The 26217-nt window shown below is 53.7% G+C and carries 22 protein-coding genes; 16 read left to right on the top strand and 6 right to left on the bottom strand.

The window, feature by feature from the left end:
- Nucleotides 1-23: 23 nt before the first annotated feature.
- The 3 genes from ACOQPM_RS19095 to ACOQPM_RS19085 all read right to left on the bottom strand — a co-directional run bounded on the left by ACOQPM_RS19095 (nucleotide 24) and on the right by ACOQPM_RS19085 (nucleotide 3067).
- Nucleotides 24-1214 carry a BtrH N-terminal domain-containing protein gene (locus tag ACOQPM_RS19095; protein ID WP_420631854.1) on the bottom strand — a complete coding sequence of 397 codons (1191 nt, stop codon included), beginning with the start codon at nucleotides 1212-1214 and terminating at the stop codon, nucleotides 24-26.
- 87 nt (nucleotides 1215-1301) lie between these two features.
- Nucleotides 1302-2201, bottom strand: coding sequence for an AraC family transcriptional regulator (locus tag ACOQPM_RS19090; protein WP_420631853.1), 900 nt, complete (start codon nucleotides 2199-2201; stop codon nucleotides 1302-1304).
- 92 nt (nucleotides 2202-2293) lie between these two features.
- Nucleotides 2294-3067: a metallophosphoesterase family protein gene (locus ACOQPM_RS19085; RefSeq protein ID WP_420631852.1), complete on the bottom strand. Its 774-nt coding sequence runs from the start codon at nucleotides 3065-3067 to the stop codon at nucleotides 2294-2296.
- Nucleotides 3068-3166: 99 nt separating this feature from the next.
- Between ACOQPM_RS19085 and ACOQPM_RS19080 the strand changes: the two genes are divergently transcribed.
- The 5 genes from ACOQPM_RS19080 (at nucleotide 3167) to ACOQPM_RS19060 (ending at nucleotide 9526) form a co-directional block, all read left to right on the top strand.
- Nucleotides 3167-4657 (top strand): S10 family peptidase, encoded by a 1491-nt coding sequence (locus ACOQPM_RS19080; protein ID WP_420631851.1) that lies wholly within the window; start codon nucleotides 3167-3169, stop codon nucleotides 4655-4657.
- A gap of 105 nt (nucleotides 4658-4762) precedes the next feature.
- Complete coding sequence (locus tag ACOQPM_RS19075; protein WP_420631850.1) at nucleotides 4763-6271, top strand: trimethylamine methyltransferase family protein; 1509 nt, start codon at nucleotides 4763-4765, stop codon at nucleotides 6269-6271.
- Nucleotides 6272-6402: 131 nt separating this feature from the next.
- Entirely contained in the window at nucleotides 6403-7650 is a 1248-nt protein-coding gene (locus ACOQPM_RS19070) for an ArgE/DapE family deacylase (RefSeq protein WP_420631849.1), read from the top strand.
- Between the two features lie 142 nt (nucleotides 7651-7792).
- Nucleotides 7793-8536: a MerR family transcriptional regulator gene (locus tag ACOQPM_RS19065; protein ID WP_420631848.1), complete on the top strand. Its 744-nt coding sequence runs from the start codon at nucleotides 7793-7795 to the stop codon at nucleotides 8534-8536.
- A gap of 87 nt (nucleotides 8537-8623) precedes the next feature.
- Nucleotides 8624-9526, top strand: coding sequence for a DUF2268 domain-containing protein (locus tag ACOQPM_RS19060; RefSeq protein WP_420631847.1), 903 nt, complete (start codon nucleotides 8624-8626; stop codon nucleotides 9524-9526).
- 53 nt (nucleotides 9527-9579) lie between these two features.
- On the opposite strand, the gene ACOQPM_RS19055 is transcribed toward ACOQPM_RS19060, so the two are convergent.
- The 3 genes from ACOQPM_RS19055 to ACOQPM_RS19045 all read right to left on the bottom strand — a co-directional run bounded on the left by ACOQPM_RS19055 (nucleotide 9580) and on the right by ACOQPM_RS19045 (nucleotide 12332).
- Nucleotides 9580-10566 (bottom strand): ABC transporter ATP-binding protein, encoded by a 987-nt coding sequence (locus ACOQPM_RS19055; protein WP_420631846.1) that lies wholly within the window; start codon nucleotides 10564-10566, stop codon nucleotides 9580-9582.
- A 63-nt stretch (nucleotides 10567-10629) separates the two neighbouring features.
- A complete protein-coding gene (locus ACOQPM_RS19050; protein ID WP_420631845.1) occupies nucleotides 10630-11439 on the bottom strand; it encodes an ABC transporter permease in 810 nt (269 codons plus the stop codon).
- 101 nt (nucleotides 11440-11540) lie between these two features.
- A complete protein-coding gene (locus ACOQPM_RS19045) occupies nucleotides 11541-12332 on the bottom strand; it encodes an ABC transporter permease (protein ID WP_420631844.1) in 792 nt (263 codons plus the stop codon).
- Nucleotides 12333-12759: 427 nt separating this feature from the next.
- Here ACOQPM_RS19045 and ACOQPM_RS19040 point away from each other — a divergent pair, with 427 nt between their 5' ends.
- From ACOQPM_RS19040 to ACOQPM_RS18990, 11 genes are all read left to right on the top strand, one after another.
- On the top strand, nucleotides 12760-13593 hold the full coding sequence (locus tag ACOQPM_RS19040; RefSeq protein ID WP_420631843.1) for an IS982 family transposase: 834 nt from the start codon (nucleotides 12760-12762) through the stop codon (nucleotides 13591-13593).
- A gap of 618 nt (nucleotides 13594-14211) precedes the next feature.
- Nucleotides 14212-14754 carry a hypothetical protein gene (locus ACOQPM_RS19035; protein WP_420631842.1) on the top strand — a complete coding sequence of 181 codons (543 nt, stop codon included), beginning with the start codon at nucleotides 14212-14214 and terminating at the stop codon, nucleotides 14752-14754.
- A gap of 187 nt (nucleotides 14755-14941) precedes the next feature.
- Nucleotides 14942-16180 (top strand): peptidoglycan DD-metalloendopeptidase family protein, encoded by a 1239-nt coding sequence (locus ACOQPM_RS19030; RefSeq protein WP_420631841.1) that lies wholly within the window; start codon nucleotides 14942-14944, stop codon nucleotides 16178-16180.
- A gap of 124 nt (nucleotides 16181-16304) precedes the next feature.
- A complete protein-coding gene (locus ACOQPM_RS19025; protein WP_420631840.1) occupies nucleotides 16305-17288 on the top strand; it encodes a lipoate--protein ligase in 984 nt (327 codons plus the stop codon).
- A gap of 18 nt (nucleotides 17289-17306) precedes the next feature.
- Entirely contained in the window at nucleotides 17307-18458 is a 1152-nt protein-coding gene (locus ACOQPM_RS19020) for a hypothetical protein (RefSeq protein WP_420631839.1), read from the top strand.
- Between the two features lie 326 nt (nucleotides 18459-18784).
- Nucleotides 18785-21469, top strand: a complete 2685-nt coding sequence (alaS, locus tag ACOQPM_RS19015) for an alanine--tRNA ligase (RefSeq protein WP_420631838.1) — start codon at nucleotides 18785-18787, stop codon at nucleotides 21467-21469.
- Between the two features lie 64 nt (nucleotides 21470-21533).
- Nucleotides 21534-23111 (top strand): baseplate J/gp47 family protein, encoded by a 1578-nt coding sequence (locus tag ACOQPM_RS19010; RefSeq protein WP_420631837.1) that lies wholly within the window; start codon nucleotides 21534-21536, stop codon nucleotides 23109-23111.
- A 173-nt stretch (nucleotides 23112-23284) separates the two neighbouring features.
- Nucleotides 23285-23839 carry an NUDIX hydrolase gene (locus tag ACOQPM_RS19005; protein WP_420631836.1) on the top strand — a complete coding sequence of 185 codons (555 nt, stop codon included), beginning with the start codon at nucleotides 23285-23287 and terminating at the stop codon, nucleotides 23837-23839.
- Complete coding sequence (gene ruvX, locus ACOQPM_RS19000) at nucleotides 23836-24267, top strand: Holliday junction resolvase RuvX (RefSeq protein WP_420631835.1); 432 nt, start codon at nucleotides 23836-23838, stop codon at nucleotides 24265-24267. Before ACOQPM_RS19005 ends, ruvX begins: the two co-directional genes overlap by 4 nt.
- Before the next feature lie 138 nt (nucleotides 24268-24405).
- The gene (mltG, locus tag ACOQPM_RS18995; RefSeq protein ID WP_420631834.1) at nucleotides 24406-25536 is read left to right on the top strand and encodes an endolytic transglycosylase MltG; all 1131 of its coding nucleotides are present in this window, start codon (nucleotides 24406-24408) and stop codon (nucleotides 25534-25536) included.
- A complete protein-coding gene (locus ACOQPM_RS18990) occupies nucleotides 25517-26170 on the top strand; it encodes an ABC transporter substrate-binding protein (RefSeq protein ID WP_420631833.1) in 654 nt (217 codons plus the stop codon). The genes mltG and ACOQPM_RS18990 overlap by 20 nt, the downstream gene beginning before the upstream one ends.
- Nucleotides 26171-26217 lie beyond the last annotated feature (47 nt).

The following is a 26217-nucleotide window of genomic DNA, read 5'->3' as shown; positions in this document are numbered from 1 at the left end:
TCTCCAATCTCCAACTTCTTTTATTAGCTAATGGCGCCAGCCAGAGTGGCCAACGCCTCTTTCTCAGCAATGTAAATTTGCTCCAAATGGCCCTGCATCTCGGCAAAGAGAGCGTGCATGGCGTTGTCTGTTATGGGGAAACGGCCGTTTAGCTCCACCTCCATATCCTGCAACTGCTGGCTCAACTGGCGCAGTTCTGTGTCTGCCTCGGTGCCGTGTTTGAGGAAGGTGTCATATTTTTTGGCCAACAGTGCTTTCGTTTCCTTGAGCGGGGCGATCTCATCGGGCAGGGCGGCATCGGCAAAATTGCGCCACAAGGTTGCTACCCCACGATACTGTTCTGCCGCTTCGCTTAAAGAGGGCTGGTTCAAAATCGCGCTGGCCTCGTCCAAAAAGTCTGCGTAGACGCCACGGAGGCCACCGTCGGCCGTGCCAAAGAGCTTGATCCCTTCGTGTAACGAGCGTAGCGTGCTGTACAAGCCCACCTTTTCTTTAAACACAACGGGCCACCCTTTTTTATTTTTCGTGTGGGTCATCATCCTGGCCCACTTTTTGTAGGTGGGCAGGGCAAATGTTTGCGAGCTTTGGCTAAGGTAATCTACGCAATCTTCCAGCCCGGCCATGATGGCGGCAGGCAGGTCAAACGCGCTGCCATTGGCTTCCAGCAGCAGCAGCCGATTTTTGTAAGAGCCAATGCGTTTGCGTGCATCACTCAATGTTTGGCCATCTACGGTAAGTGGCTTTTGGGAGCGGTCATCCAGTAGGTAACGGCCGTCTTCCTGCCCAAAAACGGTGACAAAGTGACCAAAGCAGCCGCTGTACATGGGGCGCAGGTAAAAGTAGGGAAGCTTTTCCTGATCCACCCAGGCGATGGGGAAACGGCCGTCTGCCAGGGCATCGTCTAAATGTTTTGCGGCCGTTTTTGCCCCACCAGTCTCCAGAAATTCCGCCTTCACGCCCACGCGGTCACAAAAATTTTGCATGAATTGGGTGGTGTAGTTCCATTTGTTTTGGAAGCCCATCACCAAAATGGCCGCCTCGTACTTTTTGAACTCCCACAGGATGTAGCCGCAGCCCAAGCCCCCGGCAATACCCAGCACCATCGCCTCGCTGAGCGGACGGCCGTTGTGCGGCGACACAAATCCCTGGTTGGCTAATACATTGGTCATCGTGGCGGTTTCTGGGTGGATGCCGCCTAATTGTGTGTAGTTCATTTTGCTCTCCTTTTTGGGTGAACTTGGGCGAGGCGACCGGAGAGACGATTGCCCGCTTAAGCAGACTTTTTTCCGGTCGCCTCGCCCCTACGAGTCTAATTTTTTTACGGGGATGTAAATATCCGTCTCGTTGAGGGCGTAGGCTGGGTTGATACGGGTGGTGCGGTAAATCTCGATGACGGGTAGGCCGATGATCTCGATCTTTTTGAATTGCACCAGTTGGCTAAAAAAGTGGTGGTACACCTGGTTAAAGGTGGCATCCAGTGGGCCGATGTAGCTCATGGTGGCAAAGTAGCCGCCAGAGATGGTTTGGAAGCCAATGTTGCCGTCTGGCTGGAACGGTTCTGGCACGCTGAGGCACATATCGAACCGCACTTTTTCGGTGGGCGTGATGCTGGGGTCGTCGTGGCCAACGCCCAGCAGCAGGTTGTCTCCTGTGTACAGCCCGTTGGCATCTGCCCAGCCGATGAGACGATCATATTGTTGGAAGGCAACGTTTTCGTAGGCGCCCAAATTGCGTACAAAGGCCACCGGGATGGGCTTCAATTTTTGGATCGTAACGCGGGAGCAGGTGGTTTCGGTAGCCAGCTCATTGAGTAAGGTGGGGTTCATTTGCCGCTGCTGATCGAGGATACGGCCGTATGAAACCCGATATTGCCTCGGCGTTACCCCGAACCAGCGCTTGAAGGCTCTGGTAAAGGTCTCTGGTGCGTTGAAGCCCCAGTTGAGGGCAATTTCCAAAATCGTTGCATCCCGAATTTTTAGGTCAAACGCGGCACGCTCCAGCCGCAGCCGCTGAGTGTACTGCTTTAGCGTTTCGCCAATGGTGTCGTGGAACAGGCGGTGGAAGTGGTAGGGCGACAGTGACGCTTTTTCTGCCAGTTGTGCCAGCGATAAATCTTCATCCAGGTGGGATTGAATGTGAGCCAGAATGGGCAAGAGTGCGGCCGTTTGGTGGTTGGGGTTAAACGTTTTTGGGCGAGTCATAAGGGGATTATACGGTAGAAGAACGGCCGTTTCTTGACTTTTCTTGCGGTTTCTACGGAATTACTTAATCATCCAATGACGCACTTACGATTCTATTTTGGCAAACTGTCCCGCAAATATTCCCAGTTGGGGGGCTTGATGAAGGAGAGAACTTCCCGTTCTTGGTGGGTGTTGTAGGCGACTAGTTGCTTTTCTACCGTCCAGCCTTCCTCTTTGCGCCAGGTGAGCAGGCCATATTTGGCCCGGTTGTCACCATCGCTAGGCAAATTTACGGAGCTGATGTTGGCCAATGTTATCTTGCCCCAGCGGCGCACGTTGGGTACGTGCAGGTGACCAAAAGCGATGATGCCTGCGGTGGTGCTTTCCAGCAATGGCCGTATATCCCAATCATTTTCCGGCCATTGCACTTCCCCCAAAACTTCCTGCTGGAACTCATCTGTTGGGGCAATCATCCGGTTTACGTCCAGCGGATTGGCATGAACAATGAGCAAATCGTCGCTGGGAACGGCCGTTGGCCCAATGCGCTGGCTAAACGGCAAACGAGCCAACCAATCCACGTTCTCTGTGCCTAATTTTTCGTGGGTCCAAACGGCCGCATCCAAAAAGGTTTGCCACTGTTTTTGCTGTGCTTCGGTCACATCATCCGGCATTTGGGGCGGCGTGTGAATGGCCTCGTCGGTGTTGCCATACACGAAGATATCGGTCTCGCTGCGGGCCAGTTCCAGGCAAGCGCGAGGCCGCGCCCCCATCAGGCACAAATCTCCCGCAAAAGCGATGAGATCGGGGGCTTGCTTTTTGATGTCGGCCAAAACGGTTTGCAGCGCGGTCAAGTTGCCGTGAACGTCAGAATAAATTGCAATTCGCATTTGATGCCTCCTTCTGGGCGTGTGTGGCTATTATCGCTGTTCTGGCAAGCAATCGCAAAATGGTATAATTTACCCACCCAATCCTAAGGAGCGTGAAAGATGGCAGACGAGTCAAAAAACGAAGAGAAAAAAGAGAACGGCAAAGAAAAGCCGGAACCGAAAGACAATTTGGTTGAAACGAATCATGTGGTGACGATAAACGGCCGTAAAGTTAACTACACCGTCACCACTGGCACCATCGTGCTGAAAGAGGAAACCGAAAAAGATGGTAAAGCGGAGGGGCACAAGCCGAAGGCCGAGATTTTCTTCATTGCCTACACCCGCGATGGCATAAAGAACCAAAAGAAGCGGCCGCTTACCTTCTCATTCAACGGTGGCCCTGGCTCTTCGTCCGTGTGGCTGCATTTGGGCGTGCTTGGCCCGCGCCGCATTGTCACCGATGACGTGGGGAACCTGCTCCAGCCGCCCTACGAGCTGATCGAAAATGAGTTCTCTATTTTAGATAAAACCGATCTGGTCTTTATTGATCCGGTAAGCACGGGCTACAGTCGCGCCGTCGAAGGCGAAAAGCCGCGTGATTTTCACGGTTTCAAAAAGGACATTGAGTACGTGGGTGATTTTATTCGGCTTTACTGTTCGCGGTACGGCCGTTGGACCTCCCCCAAATTCCTGGCAGGCGAAAGCTATGGCACCACCCGCGCCGCTGGGCTGTCTGGCTACCTGCAAGAGCGGCACGGCATGTACCTCAACGGCATCATGCTCATCTCCGTTGTGCTCAACTTCCAGACGATTCGCTTTCCCGTTGGCAACGATTTGCCTTACATTTTATACCTGCCTACCATGACCGCCACCGCCTGGTATCATAACAAGCTCGATGCCAAGCTCCAGGCCAGCCTGGAAGATACCATCGAAGAGGTGCGCCAATTTGCTATGAAAGAGTACACGCTCGCGTTGATGCAGGGGGCAGCTTTGCCAGAAAAAGAAAAGGTCAAGATCGAGAGGAAGCTGGCTCGCTACCTTGGTATTTCACTGGATTATGTCAAGCGATCTAACCTGCGTGTCCAATATTTCCGCTTCTGCAAAGAGCTACTGCGTGACCAGCACCGCACCGTCGGGCGGCTAGACAGCCGCTTTTTGGGCATAGACAGAGACGCGGCGGGTGAATATTTTGAGTACGATCCCAGCTACGCCGTCATCCAGGGACCGTACACCGCCACCTTCAACGATTACGTGCGCCAGGAGCTAAAATTTGAGAGTGACCTGCCCTACGAAATTTTAACCGGCAAAGTATGGCCCTGGAACTATGAGCCGCACATGAACGAGTTTGCCAACGTCGCCGAAACGCTGCGGAAGGCGATGACCATCAATCCTTACCTGAAGGTGTACGTCGCCAACGGCTACTACGATTTGGCCACGCCGTTCCTGGCCACAGAGTACACCATGAACCATCTGGATATTGACGCCACGCTGATGGACAACATCTCCATGCACTACTACGAAGCAGGGCACATGATGTACGCGCATCTTCCCTCGCTCATGCAGATGAAACTGGATATGGATAGCTTTTTGGATACGGCCGTACCCGCCTAAAAAATGGTGAGATTTCAAAAGTCTTGCTTCTCTATGGTGTAAAACGATTAGCTAAAAAGACTTTTGAAATCTTTTTCTCATTACCCACCTCCCGGAGACAACCCCATGACCCGAAAGCGTCGGCGCAACCGCCCCCGCCCGCACGGCCCCAACCCCGAAAAAGTCGCCAAAATCACCCAGCCCAAATGGACCCTGCCCCCCTACGAAATTGCCTCCACTGAACAACTCCAGCTCCTCCACGACAAATCCATGCAGATTTTAGAAGAAGGTGGCATCGCTTTTTACGATGACGAGGCGGTTCGCATTTTAGAGCAGCACAACGTCAAGGTTGTAAACCAGATTGCTTACTTTGACCGCGCCCAGGTGATGGAATGGCTGGCCAAAGCGCCCTCTCAATTTGTTTGGTCAGGGCGTAACCCGGCGCACAACGTGGTGGTTGGCGGCGATAACGTCATCTTTGCCCCGGTGGTAGGCCCCCCTTTTGTGCGCGATTTGGATCGGGGGCGGCGCGACGGCACGCTGGCCGATTTGCAAAACTTCATCAAGCTGAGTCAGCATTCGCCCTATCTGCACAGCCTGGGAGCCGAAATTGTGGTTCCGTCAGATATTCCCATCGCCTACCGCCATCTGGAAACGATGTACGCTTTGCTGGCCTTTGGCGACAAGCCTGTCATGGGCATTTACCACACTGGGCCTATTTCGGCCGATGCGGTGAAGATGGCTCAAGTTGTGCATGGCGAGGAGGCGATGCGCCAAAACCATTTTTTGCATGGCGTGGTTAACGTCAGCAGCCCGCGCCGCCTGGATGACCGCATGTTGGGGCTGCTCATTGAGTTTGCCCGCCACAACCAAATTGTAGACGTGACGCCATTCATTTTGTCTGGGGCGATGGGGCCGGTTTCTATTTTAGGCACCGTGGCCCAGCTTAATGCCGAAGCGTTGGCCGGCATTGTCTTTGCCCAGATGGTGAATCCCGGCACGCCCTGCATTTATGGCTCTTTCCAGGCGGTGCTGGATTTGCAAAGCGGTGCGCCTGTTTTTGGTGCGCCGGAGAGCCAGTTGGCACAATACCTGAGTGCCCAGCTTGCCCGCATGTACAATTTGCCCTTCCGTGCGGCGGGCGCCTACGCTAGCTCCAAAATTATTGATGCTCAAGGTGCGTACGAAAGCGTCATGGCGATGTTCCCCTCGCTGTTGGTACGGCCGAATTTCATTCTACACGCAGCGGGCTGGCTAGAGGGTGGCCTGACGGTTGGGTATGAAAAGTTCGTCCTCGATTGTGAACTGCTAGGCATGTACCATCGTTATCTGCAAAATGTTAGTTGGGAGGATGATGAGTGGGCGATGGAAGCCATCATCAACGAGGTTCCGCCCGGCGGACATCATCTGGGCAGCAGCCACACCATGCGTCACTATCGCACCGCTTTTTACCGTGCGGGTCTGTTTGATTATGATTCGGCCGAATCTTGGGAAGCCAACGGCAGCATTGATTCGATTCAGCGTGCCAACGCCAAATACAAGCAGCTACTGCGCCAGTACGAGCAACCCCAGCTAGACCCCGCCACCGACGACGCCCTGCGTGACTTCATTGAGCGGCGGAAGCTGGAACTATAAAAATAGGAACACAGAGAGGCACAGAGGAGACACAGAGATTTTCTCCGTGAATCTCTGTGTCACTCTGTATTCTCCATTGACTCTGTGTTCCAAAACAACCTTCACCCACTATGAACCAAATTGAAAAAAATGTGCTCGATAAATTAGATTTTGACGGTCTTCTGCAAGCATTAGACCGACTAGTGCAGATTCCTAGCCTGGATGGGTCGGTGGAAGAGCGGACGGTTCAGGAGGAAACGGCCGTTCTCATGCAATCCCTCGGCCTCAAGGTAGACACTTGGGAAATTGATTTCCCCAAACTTGCCCAGCACCCAGATTACACCGCCGAGGTGGAACGCGATTCCGGGCTGGGCGTGTTGGGCAGCTACGGCCAGGGGAACGGCCCCAGCCTCATCCTCAACGGCCACACCGACGTTGTGGCTGCGGGTGAGCTAGGCCGCTGGCATTTCCCGCCCTGGCGTGCCACCTACAACCCGGCGGATGGCAAAGTGTACGGCCGTGGCACATTGGACATGAAAGGCGGGCTTTGCTGTGCCATTTTTGCCGTCAAGGCGATTATTGACGCTGGAATTCAGCTCAAGGGGCGGGTGACTATCCAGGCGGTGATTGGTGAGGAAGATGGCGGGGCGGGGACGTTAGCGGCCGTTTTGCAAGCGCCCAGAGCCGATGCGGCCATCATTGTGGAGCCAACGGAGCTAACGATTGCCCCGGCGCAGGCAGGTGCCTACAACTTTCGCATCACCATCCCCGGCAAGGCGGCGCATGGCGCTATGCGCTTTGAAGGCGTGGATCCGCTGGAGAAGTTTTTGCTGGTTTACCAAGCCATTTTGGATTTAGAGAAAGTCCGCAACGCAGACGTAGATCACCCGCTATTTGCCAGCTATCCCGTGCCGTACCCCATCTGCGCGGGCAAGATTCAAGGGGGCGTTTGGGCATCTACCGTGATGGAAACGCTCACCTTCGAGGGGCGGTACGGCGTGAAGATTGGGGAAGAGCCAGCATCAGCCAAAAAAGAGTTGGAGGAGTGGGTACAAACGGCCGTTCAATCTGACCCCTGGCTGCGAGAAAACCCGCCCGTCATTGAGTGGTGGGGGGCACAGTTTGACCCAACCGAGATTCCGGTGACGCATGAGATTGTGAGGGAAACGGCCGCTTCCTTCCAGGAAATCTCGGGCAAAGAGCCACAGCTACAGGGAATGCCTTACGGTGCCGACATGCGCCTGCTGGTCAATGTGGGTGGTATTCCCACCATCATATTTGGCCCCGGCGACGTGCGAAAAGCCCACCAGCCGGACGAGCACGTCTCCCTGGCCGATCTCAAAATTTGTACCCAAACCCTGGCTCTCACCATCCTCCGCTTCTGCCAGGTTGCTGATTAGCTTTCAAAGTGCCAGTCACAGGGCGGAACGGACTTGGTTATTGCAAATCTGTCCGCCCCGTGACTGGCACTTGTATTTTCCCCCTTGACATTGACGTAACGTCATACCTTATCATAGTGCCAGATTCGTTTTGGAGATGTACATGTACACAATCAAACAGCTCGCCGATTTGGCCAACGTGAGCCGCCGCACCTTGCGGTATTACGATCAGATTGATCTTTTGAAGCCAACGGCCGTTGCCGACAACGGCTACCGCTACTACAACCAGGAAACGGTGCTGCGGCTGCAACAAATCCGCTTCTACCAGGAGTTGGATTTCAGCCTGGAGCAAATTCGGACAATTCTAGACAGGTCCGATTTTAACGCGCTGCAATCGCTACAAACGCAAAAAGCAGCGCTCCAGCAACAGGCGGAACGGCTGAATCAGCTCATCGAAACGATTGACAATACAATTTTGCATTTGGAAGGAAAAATTGAGATGGACAATAAAGATTTATTTGCAGGCTTCGATGAAGCCAAACAAAAAGAGTACGCTAAAGAGGCGGAGCGCCGCTGGGATCCCAAATTAGTGCGTGAATCCAACCAGCGTTGGAGCCGGCTCAGCAAAGATGAACAAAAAGCCATCATGCAAGAGGGCAACCAGATTTACCTGGACATGGTCAAGCAGCTAGGCAATCTACCAGACAGTGAAGACGTTCAGGCGATTGTGGCTCGCTGGCATCAGCACACACGGCACTTCTACGAGCCGAGCTTTGCCACCCTGCGTGGTTTGGGGCAAGGGTATGCCAATGACCCCGCTTTCCGCGCTAAGTTTGAAGCCATGCACCCCGATTTGCCAGACTTTTTGCAAGCGGCAATTACCGTCTACTGTGACAACAATAGCTAGTTTGCAGAGGACTGGCAGTCCTAGTTCTATCGAGTCCGTTGATTAAGTTGAAGGACTGCCAGTCCTCGTCCACCTTGAGGAAAAATCATGAAAAGCAATTGGATACCGACCAACGATTATTACGGCCGTCTCCTAACAGAACCAGACGTTGCCAAACGTGAGCAGCTATACCTGGATTTGTTCATACGGCCGTGGCAACAAATGATGAACATGATGCAACGCCCCGGCATGGATTCAAACGATTCCTTTGCCGGTGCCAAAACCTGGGGCTGGCTGCTGCCCCACCAAACTGAGCAAATCGCAGCACTGCTGCAAAAAATGGAGCATGCAAACGCCTGGGAAATCGGTGAAGCTGCCGCTGCCAAAGCTGCTGCCCGCTTCGCTCCTTACGCAGACCGTTTCAACTTTGACACGTTTGAGGGTTGGCTGGTTTTAGCCGATCCGGCTTTCTTTGCCAACGACCCGCAACCGGGCTACACAGGAGCAACGGATTGGTTTGCACCCCGCTACATTGGCCAATTTTGGGAACCGGACGAGCGCAATTTGCCCCACTTGGCGGGGCTGGTCGCGCACGAGATGCACCATCTGGTGCGCTTCCGTGTCTTCCCTTTCAATCCGCAAACCACAACCGTGGCCGAGTACATCGTGCTAGAAGGCATGGCAGAATCCTTTGCAGCGGAACTGTTTGGCGAAGAGGTGGTTGGCTATTACGTAACACAGTTTGACGACACGATGCTGGACGCCGCCAAGTCACTGATTGCCAATGGCCTGCACAAAACGGGGTTCAACGTGATTCGGAGCTACATTTTTGGCGATGAGCTGGCCGTGCAAAGTGGCTACGAGCCACTAGGCGGGATGCCCACCTACGGCGGGTACGCCGTTGGCTACCATGTGGTGCAGGCATTTTTGCAGCGCACAGGCATGAGCGCGGCAGAAGCTACCTTCGTTTCTGCTGATGAAATTGTGGCCCAATCACAATTTTTTGCGTAAGTGAGTAGCCGCAGTTTCTTACTGCGTTTGATTGGCGCGGAAAGAATCCGCGGCTACGCCAACAACTTCTCCTCATAAATGCGGCGAATGGTGGCTTCGATGTCTGGTTCGCGCACAGCGAGGTCTTGTACGCGGTATTTGTTAGAGATACGGCCGATTAGCTCAGACGCCGAAATTTCTCCACGCTCGAACTGGTAAGTAGCGCGGGAATCGTGGTACTCCATAACCGTCGCGCTGTCTACCGTCACCGTCTCATATTCCTCAGCAAAATCCACCACCAGTTCCCGCTTGCCGCCGAACTGATCTTGCAGGGCTTGGAGACGGCCGTCGAACAGCAACTTACCCCGATCAATAATCATTACCCGCTGGCACAGCCGCTGTACATCTGCCAGATCGTGGGTGGTGAGCAGCACGGTGGTGCCGCGCTCTGCATTCACATGCTGAATAAATTGGCGAATGCGCTCCTTCGCCACCACGTCCAGCCCAATCGTCGGCTCATCCAAAAAGAGCAGGTCGGGGTTGTGCAGCAGGGCAGCGGCGATGTCGGCTCGCATTCGCTGCCCCAGCGAGAGGGAGCGCACGGGCGTGTGCAAAAATGGCCCCATCTCCAGCATCTCAGTGAACTCAGCCAGATTGTGCTGGAACAAAGCCTTTGGAATTTGGTAAACATGGCGCAGCAGTTCCAGCGATTCAATAACGGGCAAATCCCACCACAGCGTGGTGCGCTGGCCAAACACCACCCCAATGCGGGCGACGTATTGCTGGCGTTCTTTGTGGGGAATACGGCCGTTCACCACCACATCCCCTCCCGACGGCACCAACAACCCCGTTAGCATTTTAATCGTTGTGGATTTGCCTGCCCCATTTGGTCCCAAATAGCCCACCAACTCCCCTGGCTGCACGCCAAAGCTGATGCCATCTACCGCCCGCACCAGCGTGGATTCCCGCGAGAAAAAGCTGCGAACGGCGCCAAATCGCCCAGAAAAATGCTTCCGCACCGAAAAATGTTTTTGCAGGTTTTTGACTTGAATAATATTCATAGAGTTTCCAATTGCGTATTTTTAATGGGACAATTGTTACGGAATACGCGATACCCAATATATTCAATTCCCCGTGCTTTGATAATGCCGAATACCAAAATGCCAAAAGCGCAGCGCTAGCCACAGTGTGCCAAACCCCACCAGCGGCGCAGCAAATGGGGCAAAGGCTGGAAAGTTAAACGGGTCTGGTCTGCCCAAAAAGTAGAGCGCCGGATAAAAGTTAAGAAAAATGGCGGGTACGATGTAAGTAAAAAAGCGGCGGAGCCAGTTGGGGTAGATAGTCATCGGGTAAGAGATGGTGAAGCTGCCGCCATAGGTGAGCATATTCATCACTTCCACAGATTCCACTGTCCAGAAGCTGATCGTGCCGCCAATGACAAACAGGCCGCCAAAAAAGGCAACGAGGCTGGCAATGACCACCGGCAGGTAGGCGATCTTCGCTAAGGTCCAGGCAATGTCGTTGAGTGCCATTGCCAAAACAAAGATGCCAATGCCGAAGGTGATACGACCCAGGCGGCGAAGTTGCAGGTCGGAGCCAAGCACCTGGGCGGTGATGTTGATAGGCCGCAGCAATAGCTGATCAAAGCTGCCCTGCCGCACTTTTTGCGCGAAGTGGGGTGGGTCAAACCCGCTGAATAGCATATCCATCAGGCCAAAAGAAAGCTCTACTAGGCCGTACAAAAATGCAACTTCAGGCAATGTCCAGCCTTGGATATTTTCAAATCGCTGCAAAACCAGAGCCACAGAGCCAAATTCCGTCAGGACGATCAGGCTACTAGCCAGCGCATCAAAAAAGAAGGAGGCGCGGTACTGCATCTGCGAGCGAATTTGCACACTGAGCAGGCGGCGGTAAATGTCTAAGGTGTGTCGCATTTTTTTGTAATCAGTAATGTCGCTGTGCGACCGCTTCGCACACGGTGTTTGGTGATCAATGGTCACGGGTCACTGATGATTGTTTACCGAATTACCGACCTTCACCCTCCTAGAATGACCAAGCGGCGCACGGCCGTTCGCAATAGCATCTGCCCCAACACCGCCAAAATGAGTACCCAGGCAGCCTGCGTCAGCAAAGCCTGAATTAACGCAGGCCCTTGCAATAGCCCAAGATACAGTTCCATAACAGTGTTCAGCATGTGCGGGAATGGCGTCCACTGCGCCACGGTTTGCACCCAGTCTGGGTAGAGGCGGAGCGGCATCAGGAAGCCGGAGAAAAACATGGCAAAAATGAAGGCAAAGCGGCTAATGCCTTTGGCGTTGGGCGTCCAAAAAGCGGCCAGGTTGATGAGAAAGCGGTAAGTAAAGCTCACCAGCCAGCTCAGGAGAACGGCCGTTGCCAACCAAACCCACTGTGCCACCGAAGCTGGATAGCTCATGGGAAAAACCAGTCCAAAGAAAATCATGATGAGTACACCCCGCAGCAGCACCGCTACCGCCGCCCGACCTGCATCTTGAGCCAGCCAAAAGTTAAAGAAGCTCATTGGCTTAAGCAAATCTGTGCCGACCTCGCCAGTGTATACAGAATTCATCAAATCGTACCAGCCGAAGATTCCCAAATAGGTAATGACAGCCTGGGTGAGGGCCACATAAGCGTACAGGTCATTTTGGGTGATGCCTTCGACGGCGGAACGGCCGTCGTACAGCGCCAGCAGCACAGAAACGCGCAGCCAGCCAAAGCCAAAGTTGGTAATCAGCCCGGCAATTGCTGCTGCACGGTATGTGAGGTGCCTGCGGAAGCTGCGTAGCGCAATTTCCCAAAAAAGTCGCATGGGTTTCCTGTTGGTTTTTGCTAAGCTGAGACGAACCCGCGATTCTCTACGATTTTGAGAGAATGTCAAATGAAAAATATGAGCACCCGGTAAGAACAATGCTGTTTTTACCAAATTGTTGTTGCTACAGTTGGAATCCCTGTTGAGAAGCAGTCTCGGCTGGGAGCCTTCCGTTTGTTGGTTTAGATGAACAATAGTCCTAGATGAAAACGGCCGTTTTGGGCTGTTATTCTTATCGCCTGCCGTGAAGACGCAGTGGATAATACGGCTATCGCTTCTTTTTTACGCTGGCACGATGGCTTATTCCCGTCTGGGACGAAAGAATTATCTTAACCTAAGTTGCTACCTTAACAGTCAAAAATGGTGAAGTCCATGAAAGCCAAGTAAAGTGGGTTTGAACCACCAAACCATATTTACGAGGACAATCATGGACGAACAAATTGTAGCGATTTACACGCTGGTTAACGACCTTTTGCGCAGCCTTGGTCATCATGAAAATAGCCAATGCCGCATGAATGATTCAGAGGTCATCACCACAGCACTTGTGGCCGCTCTGTTTTTTGGCGGCAATTATGAACTTGCCCGCGCTTTTTTGCGGCAACGCCGCTACATCCCAGCGATGTTGAGCAAAAGTCGGTACTCGCGTCGTTTGCACCGAGTGAGCCATCATATCGTGACCTTTATCGAGATATTAGGCAATCACTGGAAAGAACTGTGTGATGATTCCATCTATGTGATCGATACCTTTCCTATTGTGGTGTGTGACAATTGGCGCATTCGCCGCTGTCGTCTCTATCGAGAAGAGAAGTATCGCGGCAAGATTGCGAGCAAACGCCGCTACTTCTATGGACTCAAACTACATTTGATGGTCACCAGTCAGGGTCAACCAGTTGAGTTCTTCCTAACACCGGGTTCTGAAAGCGATGTGACTCACCTGCGCTCCTTTCAGTTTGACCTACCGACGGGTTCAGAAATCTATGCGGACAAAATCTACAATGATTACACCATGGAAGACTTAATCAATGAGACAAGACAGGTGAAACTATGTCCTGTACGCAAGAAAAACAGCAAACGGCCGTATCCACCGTGGCGCACTTATTGGATAAAACTGCATCGCAAGATTGTGGAGACGACAGGGTCATCCATTGCACGCAGGATGCCGAGGAGCATTCATGCAGTCACAGCCGCAGGCTTTGAGCTGAAAATCGCATTATTTGTTCTGGCTGAGAGTGTCAGCCATATTTTTAAGGTAGCAACTTGAGTTATCTTATGTTATTGAATCTTAAATGATGGCAGCTTTGCTGCCCACATCTTGTATTTGGAATAAGAGACAAAACCATTTTAAAGAGGAGGTGATAGACGTGTCATTTGTTGAGTTACTGGTAGTAGCGACTTTCGTAGCGCAAGTTGCTGAAGTATGGTTGGAATATCGGCAATATCAACTAGCAATAAAAAAAGAGACTGACCCTTAAACTTTGAGAGGATATCAGGACAGTCTCTTTTCCCAACTGGGTCGCTCTGTAAGGAGCAGGGCGACCTACTTAATAATACATGAAAAGAGATGATAAAAATGTGAATTTACAGGTGTTCCACTGAAAAGAGTGTTAAACTTGCTTGCCCTTCTGAGAAGTACTTTGATTAGGGAGCCTTCCGTTTGTTGGTTTAGATGAACAATAGTCCTAGATGAAAACGGCCGTTTTGGGCTGTTATTCCTATCGCTTGCCGTGAAGAGGCAGTGAATAATACGCCTATCGCTTCTTTTTTACGCTGACACAATGGCTTATTCCCGTCTGGGACGAAAGAATTATCTTAAGCTATTGAATCTTAAATGATGGCAGCTTTGCTGCCCACATCTTGTATTTTGGAGAACCTGATTTTAATGAAAACCCGCACATTTATTTCTAGCCTGCTAGGCGTGAAAACGGCCCCAGTGGAAACCACCGCTTTAACCATTCACAATCCTGTTGAAGTTATTTTTCCAGAACGGCCGTTACCCGTCCCCCAACAGCCTGACCCCATTATCATTACCCAATTCCCCGATGAGACAGCGCAAAAAACAGACACACTCTCTGGCTTTTTGCAAATTGGTCGCCTGTATCATCCCCTGTGCCGCAGCGCCTTTGTAGAGCGGGTGCAGATTGGCTATTACGCCTATGAGCGGCGCGATGAGTGGCGCACTTGTGCCCTGGCTGCGGCGTATGCAGGCGCCTTTGGCCCGCAGTCCATCGAAAAGCCAGATTTTTCTTACAGCATGGCCATTTGGCGATTGAGCCAGCGCGTTGGCTTTAACATCGGTGAGCGGCAGGTTGTTGGCCCCACAGGCCGCCACAACAACCTGGCTGACGAGATGATTAAGCTCGTGGACGACAATTTGTGGACACGCGCTGGTGTAGCAGAGTGGGTAGCGAGCCTGGGCTACTAAACATACCTCCCCATCATCTACAAGTAACTGTACAGGTGACGGTCACTATTTCCAGGGACTTTAGCACATCAAAGACCATAACAAAGTGACTGTCACCTCTGGGACGTGAATAGTTACCTGGACAATATATTTGACGGCCGTTTCTCCCTAAGCGACAATTGCATGGTGAAAACCTGATTGGAGCATTATGAAACGACTATTTATCGCTTTCAGCCTGTTGCTGATTGTTTTGGGGAGTAGCTGCCAACAAGCAGACACAGCAGAACTGACCACAACCGATGACGCCGTTGCCTTTGCTGCTGAGGCTACAGAATCATCGCCTACGTTGATTCCTAGCGGCACGCCAATTCCTGCACCTACATTAACCTGGACACCGTCGACGACGGTGCCACCGACGTTGACACCTCCCCCAACGCAAACCAGCACGCCGACAGCGTTGCCATCGGCAACACCGACGGCCACCGAGACGCCAACGCCAACGGCCGTTCCCATCAACCGCCGCTGCCCAGAAGAATCCCCGGCCCGGCCTGACTACACGCGCAACTTTTTAGCCACCACCCCCTGGCCGACGCCAGTTGGTGAGCCAATGGCTCATTTTAACTTTATTAAACCTGTGCCTGGCGGTGGGCGAACCATTATCAACAAAACGTTTCCGTATGGCTCGGATGGCAACGGCCGTTACTTGCTGCACAACGGTATTGACATTGCCGGCGAGCTAGGGTTGCCCGTATTGGCGGTGGCCGATGGCACAGTGGTTGTGGCGCAAGCGGACGATTCGGCCCTGTACGGCTGGCGGTGCAACTGGTATGGGCATCTGATAGTGCTGGAACTGGATCAAACATGGCAGGGGCAACCCATTTTTGTACTGTACGGGCATGTGCTTGGCTTGGCTGTGGAAGTTGGTCAGCGCGTTGCACAAGGCGAGCCCATTGCCGAAGTTGGGGTGGGCGGAGCCGCCATTGTGCCCCATTTGCATCTGGAAGTGCGCGTCGGAACCAATGAGTTTGGCAGCACGCGCAACCCGATGCTGTGGATTCATCCCGGCCCCACGCGGGGTGTAGTGGCTGGGAGATTGGTTGATCCGCAAGGACGGCCGTGGCAGGGTGTTACAATCACGCTCATTGACGCCAGTGAGGACGAGCCACTGTTCATTAACACCTATAGCTACCAGGGCGATCCGCAAAATCTCATCAACCCAGATGAACTGCTAGCGGAGAACTTCGTGTTTGCGGATGTGATGCCGGGTGAGTATACCTTGTTTGTGAAGCTACAAGGGGTGGAGTATCGGCAGCCAGTACAGGTGGTGGAAGGTGAATTAACAACGGTGGAACTGGTAACGGAGCCATACAAGACGCCCACACCAACCGCTGAGGGCACCGCAACGCCAGAAACGACGCCAACGGCCGTTCCTACAGAAGAAAATTAAGCATTCTAAACTGTCCCATGAATTGGACGTTGAATGTGAAAGGCTGCGCCCGGAAAATAGCGGAAATGAAGGGGAGTCGCTAAAATCAGTTCACCCAAATGATTCCATGAGAAGGAACTGACCCATGCGATTTGTTGATAACCAGGAAACGACCGACCCCCGACTCAACTTAGCCATTGAAGAGCATTTGCTACGCAACGTGCAAATTGAGGAGCCATTGCTGCTCTTTTACATCAATGCACCATCTGTCATCATTGGGCGGAACCAGAACAGCATTGAGGAAATTGATCCAGATTTTGTACGCAAACGTGAGATTCATGTCGTACGGAGGCTGTCTGGGGGAGGGGCTGTGTATCACGATTTGGGGAATCTTAACTTTAGCTTTATTACGCAGGGCAGGCAGGATTTGCACAATTTTGATAAATTTACCCGCCCGGTTGTCGGTGTGTTGCAACGTTTAGGTGTTGCTGCAGCGTTGCATGGCACAAGCGATCTGTTTGTGGACGGCAAGAAGATTTCTGGCAATGCCCAATATGCTTCTCAAGGACGCATGTTTAGTCACGGCACGATTTTGTTTGATACGAATTTGGAAAATATGCTGCGCGCGATCAATCCGCGCCAGGCTCGAATTGAATCGAAAGCAGTGCAATCCATCCGCTCGTTTGTGACCAATATTCGGGAGCATTTGTCTGACGACATGGATGTTGCGACGTTCCGGCAGACACTATTAACCGGCATCTTTGAGTCTGAGAAAATTCCCACTTACCCATTGGCGGATGAGGATTGGGAGCAGATTCGTGAAATTGCAACGCAGCGGTATATGACCTGGGATTGGAATTACGGCCGTACCCCCGCCTTCAATGTTCAAAAAAGCGAAAAACTTTCAGTAGGTAAAGTGGATGTTCGCACCGAGGTGGAAAAAGGACGCATTCAAAGCATCAAAATTTATGGTGATTTTACCGGTCAGCAGGATGTGGCCGAGCTAGAGATGAGACTGATTGGGCTGCGCTATGACCGAGATGTGATTGCCCAGGCTTTGGCAGACACAGATTTAGCACCCTACTTTGGGCCGCTGGAAAAAGAGGCATTGCTCAATTTGCTGGTTTAAGCAAAAGGATTTCCTGACATGAAGCGATTATTTTGGTACCTGTTCGCCCTGCTTTTGCTTGGTTGCGGACGTACTGTCCAGCCAACAGCCATGCCTACCCCTACACTCCACGCAGAAACCATTGCCGAAGCTGAAATTGTGCCTACGGCAACGGCCGTACCACCACAGCCAACAGACACCCCAGAACCAACAACCAGCCTCCCTACACCTGAACCGCCAACGCCACGCCCAACGGCCGCACCTCCCGAAACGCCACCAACCGACACGCCAGAACCGCCAGCACCGGATGTACCTGCTATGGTTTGGTTGCCCTACGGCACTGGCAATTACGGGCAACCGGTTCTGATGTTGGAAAATGAGGCGTTAGAGCCACAGCCACTGCCAATAGAGGTAGAAATTTACTTTGGTTATGAGGCTGGCTGGCTGGCATATGGCAGCAGCTTTTGGGAACCTACTGCGAATCAGCGATCTGTGACGAATTTGCACTTATTCAATTTTGCCACAGGTGAAGATGAACGCTGGGCAGAGCAAGTTGGCCGGGCAGCCATTACGCCACTGACTATGTTGGATGGGCCTCCGTCGGTTGCGGCTGCGATTCATAATGGGCAAAGCTTTGACCTTATGCTTTTGCGCGGTCCAGAAAACCAAACGGTGCTTGTGGAAGATATTGATCCCTTCTTCTCCTGGTCGCCAGGCGGCGGCCAAATCGCCTATCTGCGAGATGGCGAACTGTTTGTTACAGATGCCGCTTCAGATTCTGGTGTGCCTGCCATTGCATCCGGTGTTTATGCCAGCAGTGGCTGGATTGGGGATGCACCCCTTTGGTTGGGCGACTCAGGCTATCTCCTTTATGCTGATTTGCCATTTGCCATTGTGGCGCAAGATGGAAGCCAAACGATTGTTCCTGTAGCAGAAGATGGTGCCCCTTTGCCTGCGGAACGGCCGTTTGCCATGCTCTACTCCCCAACTACCAACCAGCTCATCGCCGAGTTTGAAGGCATGTTTGGCAGTTCTGTTTCAATCTATCAGCTAGATGATGCGTTTGAAACGGCCGACCTCATCGAGCAATTCGACGATGCCCAACTGGTGGGCTGGTACCTGGATGGCAATAGCGTTATCCTCATCAGCAGTGGTGAGCCAATCATTTGGCCGTTGACACCCCCGAACTGATTTGCGATTCACGCTGTGGTCGGTTTCCTGACCGTGCCACTTTTGTAACCAAATTTTTGTTGACACTCACAGCCCGATTTGCTATCCTCTGCCTCATGATAACTTTTGTGAACACTCAACTGCATACGTGCACCGGTGCCGCCGCAGCCGCCCAGATGTCTAGTCTGGCGATTGCTGCTGCCTGAGTTTTCACCACAATTTAAGCGCAGCGCCCAAGCCGCCAGACTGAACGTTTACAGTCTGGCGGTTTTTTGTTGCTACGGTAAAATTCCGGTAAGTCGGTAAACAGTGATTGGTAATCGGTAACAGCCGATAACGGAGAGAACATGAGACCCACAACGAGTAACGAAATTCGCCAAGCATTTTTAGATTATTTTAACGAGGTGCATCATGAGGTAGTCGCCAGTTCGCCACTGCCGCAGATTGATAACCCAACCCTGCTGTTTACCAATGCCGGGATGAATCAGTTTGTTGATCTCTTTTTAGGGCGAGAGAAACGGCCGTATACCCGTGCCGCCACCGCCCAAAAAGTGATGCGCGTGCAGGGCAAACACAACGATTTAGAGAACGTCGGCCCGTCGCCGCGCCACCACACCTTTTTTGAGATGATGGGCAACTTCTCCTTTGGCGATTACTTCAAAAAAGAAGCCATTGACTTTGCCTGGCAGTTTGTAACGGGCGTTTTGGAGCTAGAGGAAGAACGCCTCTGGGCCACCATTTACACCGACGATGATGAATCATTTGAGTTGTGGCAGCGGTACCTACCCGCCGAAAAAATCCTGCGCTTTGGCAAAAAAGATAACTTTTGGGAGATGGGCGAAACCGGCCCCTGCGGCCCCAATTCCGAAATGTTTTTCTACATGGGCGACATGGCCACTTGCGATCCCAGCCGCCTTAACGCCGATGATGACGAAGAGTTTTTAGAGTTCTGGAACCTCGTTTTTATGCAGTTCAACCGGGAAAAAGATGGTAGCCTGACACCGCTGCCCAAGCCATCGGTGGACACCGGGCTGGGTTTGGAGCGCATGGTGCGAATTATGCAGCGCACCGACAACAACTACGATACTGATTTGTTCAGTGGCGTGCTGGATAAAGTTCAGGAACTGCTTGGCGATAGCGACGAACAGCGGCAGGAAAATCTGGTGGGCTACCGCGTGATCGCCGACCATGGGCGGGCGGCTGCTTTTTTGATTGCTGACGGCGTGCGCCCTAGCGGCACGGGCGGTGGCTACGTCTTGCGGATGATCATCCGGCGGGCGGTGCGTTTTGGCTACAGTATTGGCTTTACCGGTCCGTTTTTGGCAGAGGTTGCTAAAGTGTACATCCGGCAGATGGGTGAAGCGTACCCGGAACTGAAGCTGCGTGAGGAACACGTCTTGCGGACCCTGACGCAGGAAGAGAAGCGATTTGCCCGCACGCTGGAGTCGGCGATGGTGCAGCTATACCACATCATGGCCGATCTGAACGAGAAGGGCGAGAAAGCAATTTCTGGTGAGGTGGCCTTTGATCTGTACGCGACGCATGGCCTGCCGCTGGAAATTACGCGCGATGTGGTGCAAGAGCGTGGTTTCACCGTGGATGAGAAAGGATACACCGAGGCGCGTGAAGCCCACGCTATTGCCAGCGGCAAGGGGGCTTTTGGTGAATACAGCGCCGAGACTGGCGTTTACGGCCGTCTCCTAACAAACCTCCAATCCACTGGCCAACTGGAAGACGGCGTAGAGTACGACCCCTACCTGGGCGCAGAAACCGAGTCGGAAATTGTGGGCCTCATTCGTGATGGTAAATTGGTTGATAGCGTGAAGGTGGGGGATGTGGTGGAGATGGTAACGGCCGTTTCTAACTTTTACGTGGAATCCGGCGGTGAGGTCAGCGACACGGGACAGATTTTGGGGCTGGGCGGCGGCGCAATCTTTCGTGTAGACGATACGCGCCAGCCGCTCAACGGCCTGGTGGTGCAGGTGGGTGAGGTGGTTCAAGGCGAATTTAAGCTGAACCAGCTAGTGCGCTTGCAGGTGGACAACGTGCGCCGCAGTGATATTCGCCGCAACCACACCGCCACCCACATTTTACACCAGGAACTGCGCGACCGGCTGGGGACGCACGTCACCCAGGCGGGTTCGCTTGTGGCCCCAGACCGCCTGCGCTTCGATTTTACCCACGAAAGCGGCGTCAATAGCGAGACACTGGCCGAAATTGAGGGGAAAATCAACGATGCAATTTTGGCAAATTATCCCGTGGGAATTGAGTACATGGGGCAAAAAGAGGCAATTGGCCAGGGGGCAATGGCGCTCTTTGGCGAAAAGTACGGCGACATTGTGCGGACGGTGCAAATTGGGTACGAAGGTGAACGGCCGTACAGCTTTGAGCTATGCGGCGGTCTGCACGTTGCTGAAACCAACGACATTGGTTTGTTCCGCTTCACCAGTGAGGGTGCAGTTTCGGCTGGCGTGCGCCGCGTGGAGGCGGTGACGGGTCGCGTAGCGCGGCAGCTCATCGCCGAGCGGCTGAACCTGCTGGACCGGCTAGCTGGGCAGCTAAACGTGCCGGTTTCTGAGCTGGAGTCCCGCATTGAAACGCTACAAGCGGAGCAGAAGGCGGCGCAAAAGAGAATTGAGCAGATACAGCAGCGGATGGCTGGGATGCAATTTGACTCCATCATGGCGCAGACGCGAGATGTGGCTGGCGTGAAGCTGCTCACGGCGCAAGTTGAAGGTGTGCAGGTGGATGGCCTGCGCCAGATGGCCGATCGGTTCCGAGACAATGTGGGGTCGGGAACGGCCGTTCTGGCCACGGTAAACAACGGCAAGCCAATCATCATTGCAGCCGTTACCAAAGATTTGATCCCGCGCGGCATTAAGGCTGGCGACATTGTGCGAGAGGTTGCCAAAGTGGTCGGCGGTGGCGGTGGTGGCCGCCCCGACATGGCGCAGGCAGGCGGCAAAGATGCGGCCAAGCTACCAGAGGCGCTGGCGCTAGTGCCGAAATTGATTGAAAAGGCAATTGGTTAATTGAAACTGGAGACTGGATGATTAAAGACTGAAAAGTCTCTAATCTCGAGTCTCCAATCTCCATATGCAAATTATCCACCTCGACGATTCAGACGACATCATTTCCATCTGTGATCGCCTGACCTGGGCGGAGACGCAGCAGGCATTGCTGGTGCTGCCGGAGGGCGGCGGTGTGCTGCGCGAAGGGCTGGATTTGGTGCGCCTGCGTCGCTTTGCCGACAGGCAGCGGCTGGAGCTGGGGCTGGTAACGCCCGATGTGCCGATTACGCGGCAGGCGCGGGCTATTGGATTGCCCGTCTTTCCATCGGTGGATGTGGCGGAGACGAGCCGCAGGGGGTGGTGGCGCGGCCGTAAGCGGCGTGAGCGGGTAGGGTTGCCCACGGTTGGAGATGGTGGCTGGGAAGAGATGTTGGAAACGCCAACGAGTTTGGTGCAACGGCCGTATCCTCCCCTAGACCCCGCCGATCGCCAAGAAATGAACCGCCGCCTCTCGCCAAAATCAACGCTGCGGCTGTGGCTCGTGCGTTACGCCGCCATTTTCTTATTTTGCCTTACCCTCGCAATTTTGTATGCTGCCTTCACCTACGCCGTGCCTAGCGCCACCATTATTTTGCAGCCCGAAACTGAAACTGTTCAGGTAGAACGCCCCGTCATTGCTGACCCGGCAGTGGAAGCGGTGGATTATGCGTTGAACACCGTTCCGGCACGTTTGCTGACCACTACGGAGTCGTGGCAAACTAGCGTTGCCACGACGGGGGTTGTGGCGTTGCCGGATGCGTCAGCACGGGGCATGGTGCTGTTTGTTAACCAGTTGGCGCAAGCCGTCACCATTCCGGCCGGTACGCGAGTGAGCACCTCTGATGGCAGCAACGTGGCTTTCCAAACGCTGGAGGACGTTACGCTGGGTGAAGCAGTGGGCAGCACGGCCGAAGTGGAGGTCATTGCCGAAGTGCCGGGGCCGCAGGGGAATGTGGTTGCCAATTTGGTGAATCGGGTGCAGGGTGCACTGGATTTGCAGGTAGAAGTGCGTAATTTGGAGCCGATGAGCGGCGGGGCTGTGCGGGAAACGGCCGCAGTCTCTTTAGAAGATAAGGAGCGGTTGCGGGCGCAGGCGTTGCAATTTTTGGAAGCGGTGGCCTTGGCCAACATGGAGGCGCAGCTAACCGAGCGGGAATTTTTGTCGAAGGATGCAGTTCGCGTAGTCAATATTCTGGACGAAACGTTTTCGCACGATGTGGGGGAGCAAACGGCCGAACTGACGTTGGTGATGCGGGCGGAATTGGTGGGAACGGCCGTAGACACCACGGTTGCTTCTGGCTTAGCCTTTGATTCGCTGGGGCAGGTCGTGCCGGCTGGCTTTACGCTGGTGCCAGACAGCATTCGCTTCAGCAGCGGTGAGGTGGTGGCGGTAGATGAAGCGGGTCGCGTTACTTTTTCCATGATTGGCGAGGGGGTGGTGGCTGCAAATTTGGCATTGGATGATCCGATTACGGCCGTTACCGGACAATCTCCCGAAATGGCCGCAGCCTACCTCTACCAAAATCTCCCCCTCCGCGCCGTCCCCACATTGGACATTTGGCCGCTCTGGTTTGACCGTGTGCCATACTTGACGGAGCGGATTCAAACAGAAATTGAGCCTTAACGTGGGTGGAAGAAATGTTCGCACGCAAACTGGCAAACTCGCTTACTTTATCTGTAAATCGTAGGCAAAACGGCAAGTCAAAACGGCCGTAATCCAGACAATGGAAAGCGAGGAAGCAAACGGTTTAAAATCAATCTCTAAAACCTCTGTGACCTCTGTGGCAAAAGAAAAACATGAATCATTTAGATTGGAAAGTATTAAATTCAGAATATTTACTGCGAAATGAGTGGATTTCCGTACGGGCAGACACCTGCGAGATGAGCAACGGCCGTCTCATAGACCCGTACTACATCATGGAAAGTGGCGACTACGTAAACATTGTCCCGGTCACGGCAGCGGGTGAGATTTTGTTTGTGCGGATTTACCGGCATGGCGTGGTGCAAACGCTGCTAGAAACGCCAGGTGGCCTCGTTGACGACGGGGAATCCCCGCTCGCAGCAGCCCGGCGCGAGCTGCTGGAAGAGACTGGCTGCGACTGCGCCGACATGCGGCTCATCGGCAGCGGCTCACCAGACCCGGCGCGGATGAGCTGCCGCGCATTTTACTTTTTGGCAACGGGCGTGGTGGAAACGGCCGTTCCCACTTGGGACGCTCACGAAGAGATGGAACTGCTCAAACTGCCAATCTCCGAGGTGAAGAGGATGCTGTTTGCGGGGGAAATTGTGGATTCGGTGCAGCAGAGCGCCCTCTTTTTTGCGCTTCACGTTTTGGGGGAATTGGGTTCATGAGCGAAGCATACCCTGGCCGCGTCATGGCGCTGGATTTAGGCAGCAAGCGGATTGGCGTGGCCATCAGCGATCCCACGCGCACCATTGCCAAATCGTACGGCGTGGTGAAGCGCAAATCCCGCGAGGAAGATTTTGCCCGCTACCAGCAAATTTTGGCCGAGCAGCAGGTGACGCTGCTACTGGTGGGCTTGCCCACCACAAGCGAGGGTGAGGATAGTGACACGGCCGTTTGGATTCGTAATTACATCGCCGAGTTCAGCCAACAGTGTGCGGTTCCTGTTGAATTTTGGGACGAGAGCTTTACCACCGTGCAGGCGGAAGAAAGTTTACGCCTGCGGGGCAAGCGCGGCAAAAAAGCCCGCCAGCAAGTGGATGCCGTCGCTGCCGCTTTCATTTTGCAAAGCTACTTAGACGCGCATCGCCAATAAAAAGCTATAGCCGCGGATTCTTTCCGCGGCTACTAAAGTTTGAGGTGAATAATCGAAACACAAAAAGTACGGCCGCAGCGTCGTAAAGACCCATACCAGGAACCACCGAAGAGCCGCCAACGGCGCAGGTTGGGTTGTATGGCGCGGTCGGTTCTGCTGTTGGTCGTGCTCACGGCCTGTTTGGCGGCGGTGTTGCTATTTTACTTTCGCTGGTTGGGGGATGATGTGGTGGGGAACGGCCGTTCCCTGCAAGCCCGTGACATCTACCTGCAAACCTACCTCACCGCCAACGCTGACGAACTTGAGCAGCCTGCAGGCAATGGTTTCACCCCTGCGCCGTTCACCATCGCTTCCGGCGAATCGGCCGATACGATTGCCGCTAATCTGGCAGCGGCCGGGCTACTGAACAACACAGAGTTATTCCTCAACTACCTGCGCTTTCACGGCTTAGACGCCCAACTGGAAGCAGGCGAATACATCATTGACCCACAGCAAACCATTCCCCAAATAGCAGCCACGCTAACCGAGGCGGTGGTGCAGGAAGAGACGGTGCGTTTTGTGGAAGGCTGGCGTTTGGAGCAGATGGCCGATTATCTAGCGGACAACCCGATTGCCTACGTGGATGCCACCCAATTTTTAGCGATTGCCCAGCGGCAGGCAGTGTTTGATCTGGCACCCTACCCGTTTTTGGCAGATTTGCCGCCCACGGCTACGCTGGAAGGCTACCTGTTCCCAGATACTTACCGGCTACCACCAGAGGCCGATGCGGCGTATTTAGTAGATTTGATGCTGCGAACCTTTGGGCAGCGGGTGACGACATCCATGCAGCAGGGATTTCAGGCTCAAGGTTTCACCATGCACCAGGCGGTGACGTTGGCGGCGATTGTGGAGCGTGAGGCAGTAGTGGATGCAGAACGGCCGATCATCGCGGGCGTGTTCTACAATCGGCTGGCGCAGGAGATGAAGCTAGAGGCAGACCCGACGGTGCAATATCCGCTGGGCTACCAGCCAGAAAGTGATAGCTGGTGGAAATCCCCGCTCTGGCTAGAGGATTTGGAGCTGGATTCCCCCTACAACACCTACCGCTATACCGGTTTGCCCCCTGGCCCTATTGCCAATCCTAGCCTGTCGTCGTTGGAGGCGGTGGCGTTCCCCACCCAGACGGATTTCATCTTTTTTGTGGCGGATTGTGAAGCGGCCGTTGCTGGCAGCCACGCCTTTAGCATTACCTATGAGGAGCATTTGGCGAATGTGCAACGTTGCCGGTGATCGGTTATCGGTAATCAGTAATCGGTTTTGGTTACTGATTACCGTTTACGGTTTACTGTTTACCGGATGCGCCAGCGTCCAACCTGTCGTCAAAATTGGACTGGTTGCACCGTTTGAGGGAGCGCAGCGGGAGCTGGGTTATGATGCGATTTATGCGGCGCGGCTGGCGGTGCAGGAAATTAACGAGGCGGGCGGTATTGGCGGCTATCGCGTGGCGTTGGTGGCGCTGGATGATAGAGGAGATGAGCAGTTGGCGCAGGAAACGGCCGCTTCTCTCGCAATTGATCCGGCAGTGGTGGCGGTGATTGGGCATGGTTTGGGGGAAACAACGGCCGTTGCCCAACCGATCTACGCCGAAGCCAATCTCCCACTCCTACCCCTGGGCAGTCCGCCATTTACCACGCAAGACCCAACGTTGCTTCCAACGGAATTCCAAACCAGCTACAACAATGTGACCCCCTTCGACGAGACGGCTGGCCCCTACGCCGCCGCCACCTACGACGGGATGCAGCTACTATTCCAGGCAATGGCGGCTGGTGAGGCGGATTCTGGCACAATCAGCCGCGATTCCGTGACAAATGCGCTCACTGCATTAAAATACGACGGGCTGGTAGGAACGGTCTATCGGCCTTAAAAGCAGTTTATGCGTAAGTCCTCCTTACGTGAAGAAGCGAGTTGACT

It is taken from the genome of Candidatus Leptofilum sp. (genome assembly GCF_965223525.1).
GTDB lineage: Bacteria > Chloroflexota > Anaerolineae > Promineifilales > Promineifilaceae > Leptofilum.
This window is presented reverse-complemented; position numbering and strand designations above follow the sequence as displayed.

Bases quoted from the DNA above. Each gene is read 5' to 3' on its own strand.
- ACOQPM_RS19095 (WP_420631854.1), bottom strand. From the start codon at position 1,214: ATGAACTACACACAATTAGGCGGCATCCACCCAGAAACCGCCACGATG.
- ACOQPM_RS19090 (WP_420631853.1), bottom strand. From the start codon at position 2,201: ATGACTCGCCCAAAAACGTTTAACCCCAACCACCAAACGGCCGCACTC.
- ACOQPM_RS19085 (WP_420631852.1), bottom strand. From the start codon at position 3,067: ATGCGAATTGCAATTTATTCTGACGTTCACGGCAACTTGACCGCGCTG.
- ACOQPM_RS19080 (WP_420631851.1), top strand. From the start codon at position 3,167: ATGGCAGACGAGTCAAAAAACGAAGAGAAAAAAGAGAACGGCAAAGAA.
- ACOQPM_RS19075 (WP_420631850.1), top strand. From the start codon at position 4,763: ATGACCCGAAAGCGTCGGCGCAACCGCCCCCGCCCGCACGGCCCCAAC.
- ACOQPM_RS19065 (WP_420631848.1), top strand. From the start codon at position 7,793: ATGTACACAATCAAACAGCTCGCCGATTTGGCCAACGTGAGCCGCCGC.
- ACOQPM_RS19060 (WP_420631847.1), top strand. From the start codon at position 8,624: ATGAAAAGCAATTGGATACCGACCAACGATTATTACGGCCGTCTCCTA.
- ACOQPM_RS19055 (WP_420631846.1), bottom strand. From the start codon at position 10,566: ATGAATATTATTCAAGTCAAAAACCTGCAAAAACATTTTTCGGTGCGG.
- ACOQPM_RS19050 (WP_420631845.1), bottom strand. From the start codon at position 11,439: ATGCGACACACCTTAGACATTTACCGCCGCCTGCTCAGTGTGCAAATT.
- ACOQPM_RS19045 (WP_420631844.1), bottom strand. From the start codon at position 12,332: ATGCGACTTTTTTGGGAAATTGCGCTACGCAGCTTCCGCAGGCACCTC.
- ACOQPM_RS19040 (WP_420631843.1), top strand. From the start codon at position 12,760: ATGGACGAACAAATTGTAGCGATTTACACGCTGGTTAACGACCTTTTG.
- ACOQPM_RS19035 (WP_420631842.1), top strand. From the start codon at position 14,212: ATGAAAACCCGCACATTTATTTCTAGCCTGCTAGGCGTGAAAACGGCC.
- ACOQPM_RS19030 (WP_420631841.1), top strand. From the start codon at position 14,942: ATGAAACGACTATTTATCGCTTTCAGCCTGTTGCTGATTGTTTTGGGG.
- ACOQPM_RS19025 (WP_420631840.1), top strand. From the start codon at position 16,305: ATGCGATTTGTTGATAACCAGGAAACGACCGACCCCCGACTCAACTTA.
- ACOQPM_RS19020 (WP_420631839.1), top strand. From the start codon at position 17,307: ATGAAGCGATTATTTTGGTACCTGTTCGCCCTGCTTTTGCTTGGTTGC.
- alaS (WP_420631838.1), top strand. From the start codon at position 18,785: ATGAGACCCACAACGAGTAACGAAATTCGCCAAGCATTTTTAGATTAT.
- ACOQPM_RS19010 (WP_420631837.1), top strand. From the start codon at position 21,534: ATGCAAATTATCCACCTCGACGATTCAGACGACATCATTTCCATCTGT.
- ACOQPM_RS19005 (WP_420631836.1), top strand. From the start codon at position 23,285: ATGAATCATTTAGATTGGAAAGTATTAAATTCAGAATATTTACTGCGA.
- ruvX (WP_420631835.1), top strand. From the start codon at position 23,836: ATGAGCGAAGCATACCCTGGCCGCGTCATGGCGCTGGATTTAGGCAGC.
- mltG (WP_420631834.1), top strand. From the start codon at position 24,406: ATGGCGCGGTCGGTTCTGCTGTTGGTCGTGCTCACGGCCTGTTTGGCG.
- ACOQPM_RS18990 (WP_420631833.1), top strand. From the start codon at position 25,517: ATGTGCAACGTTGCCGGTGATCGGTTATCGGTAATCAGTAATCGGTTT.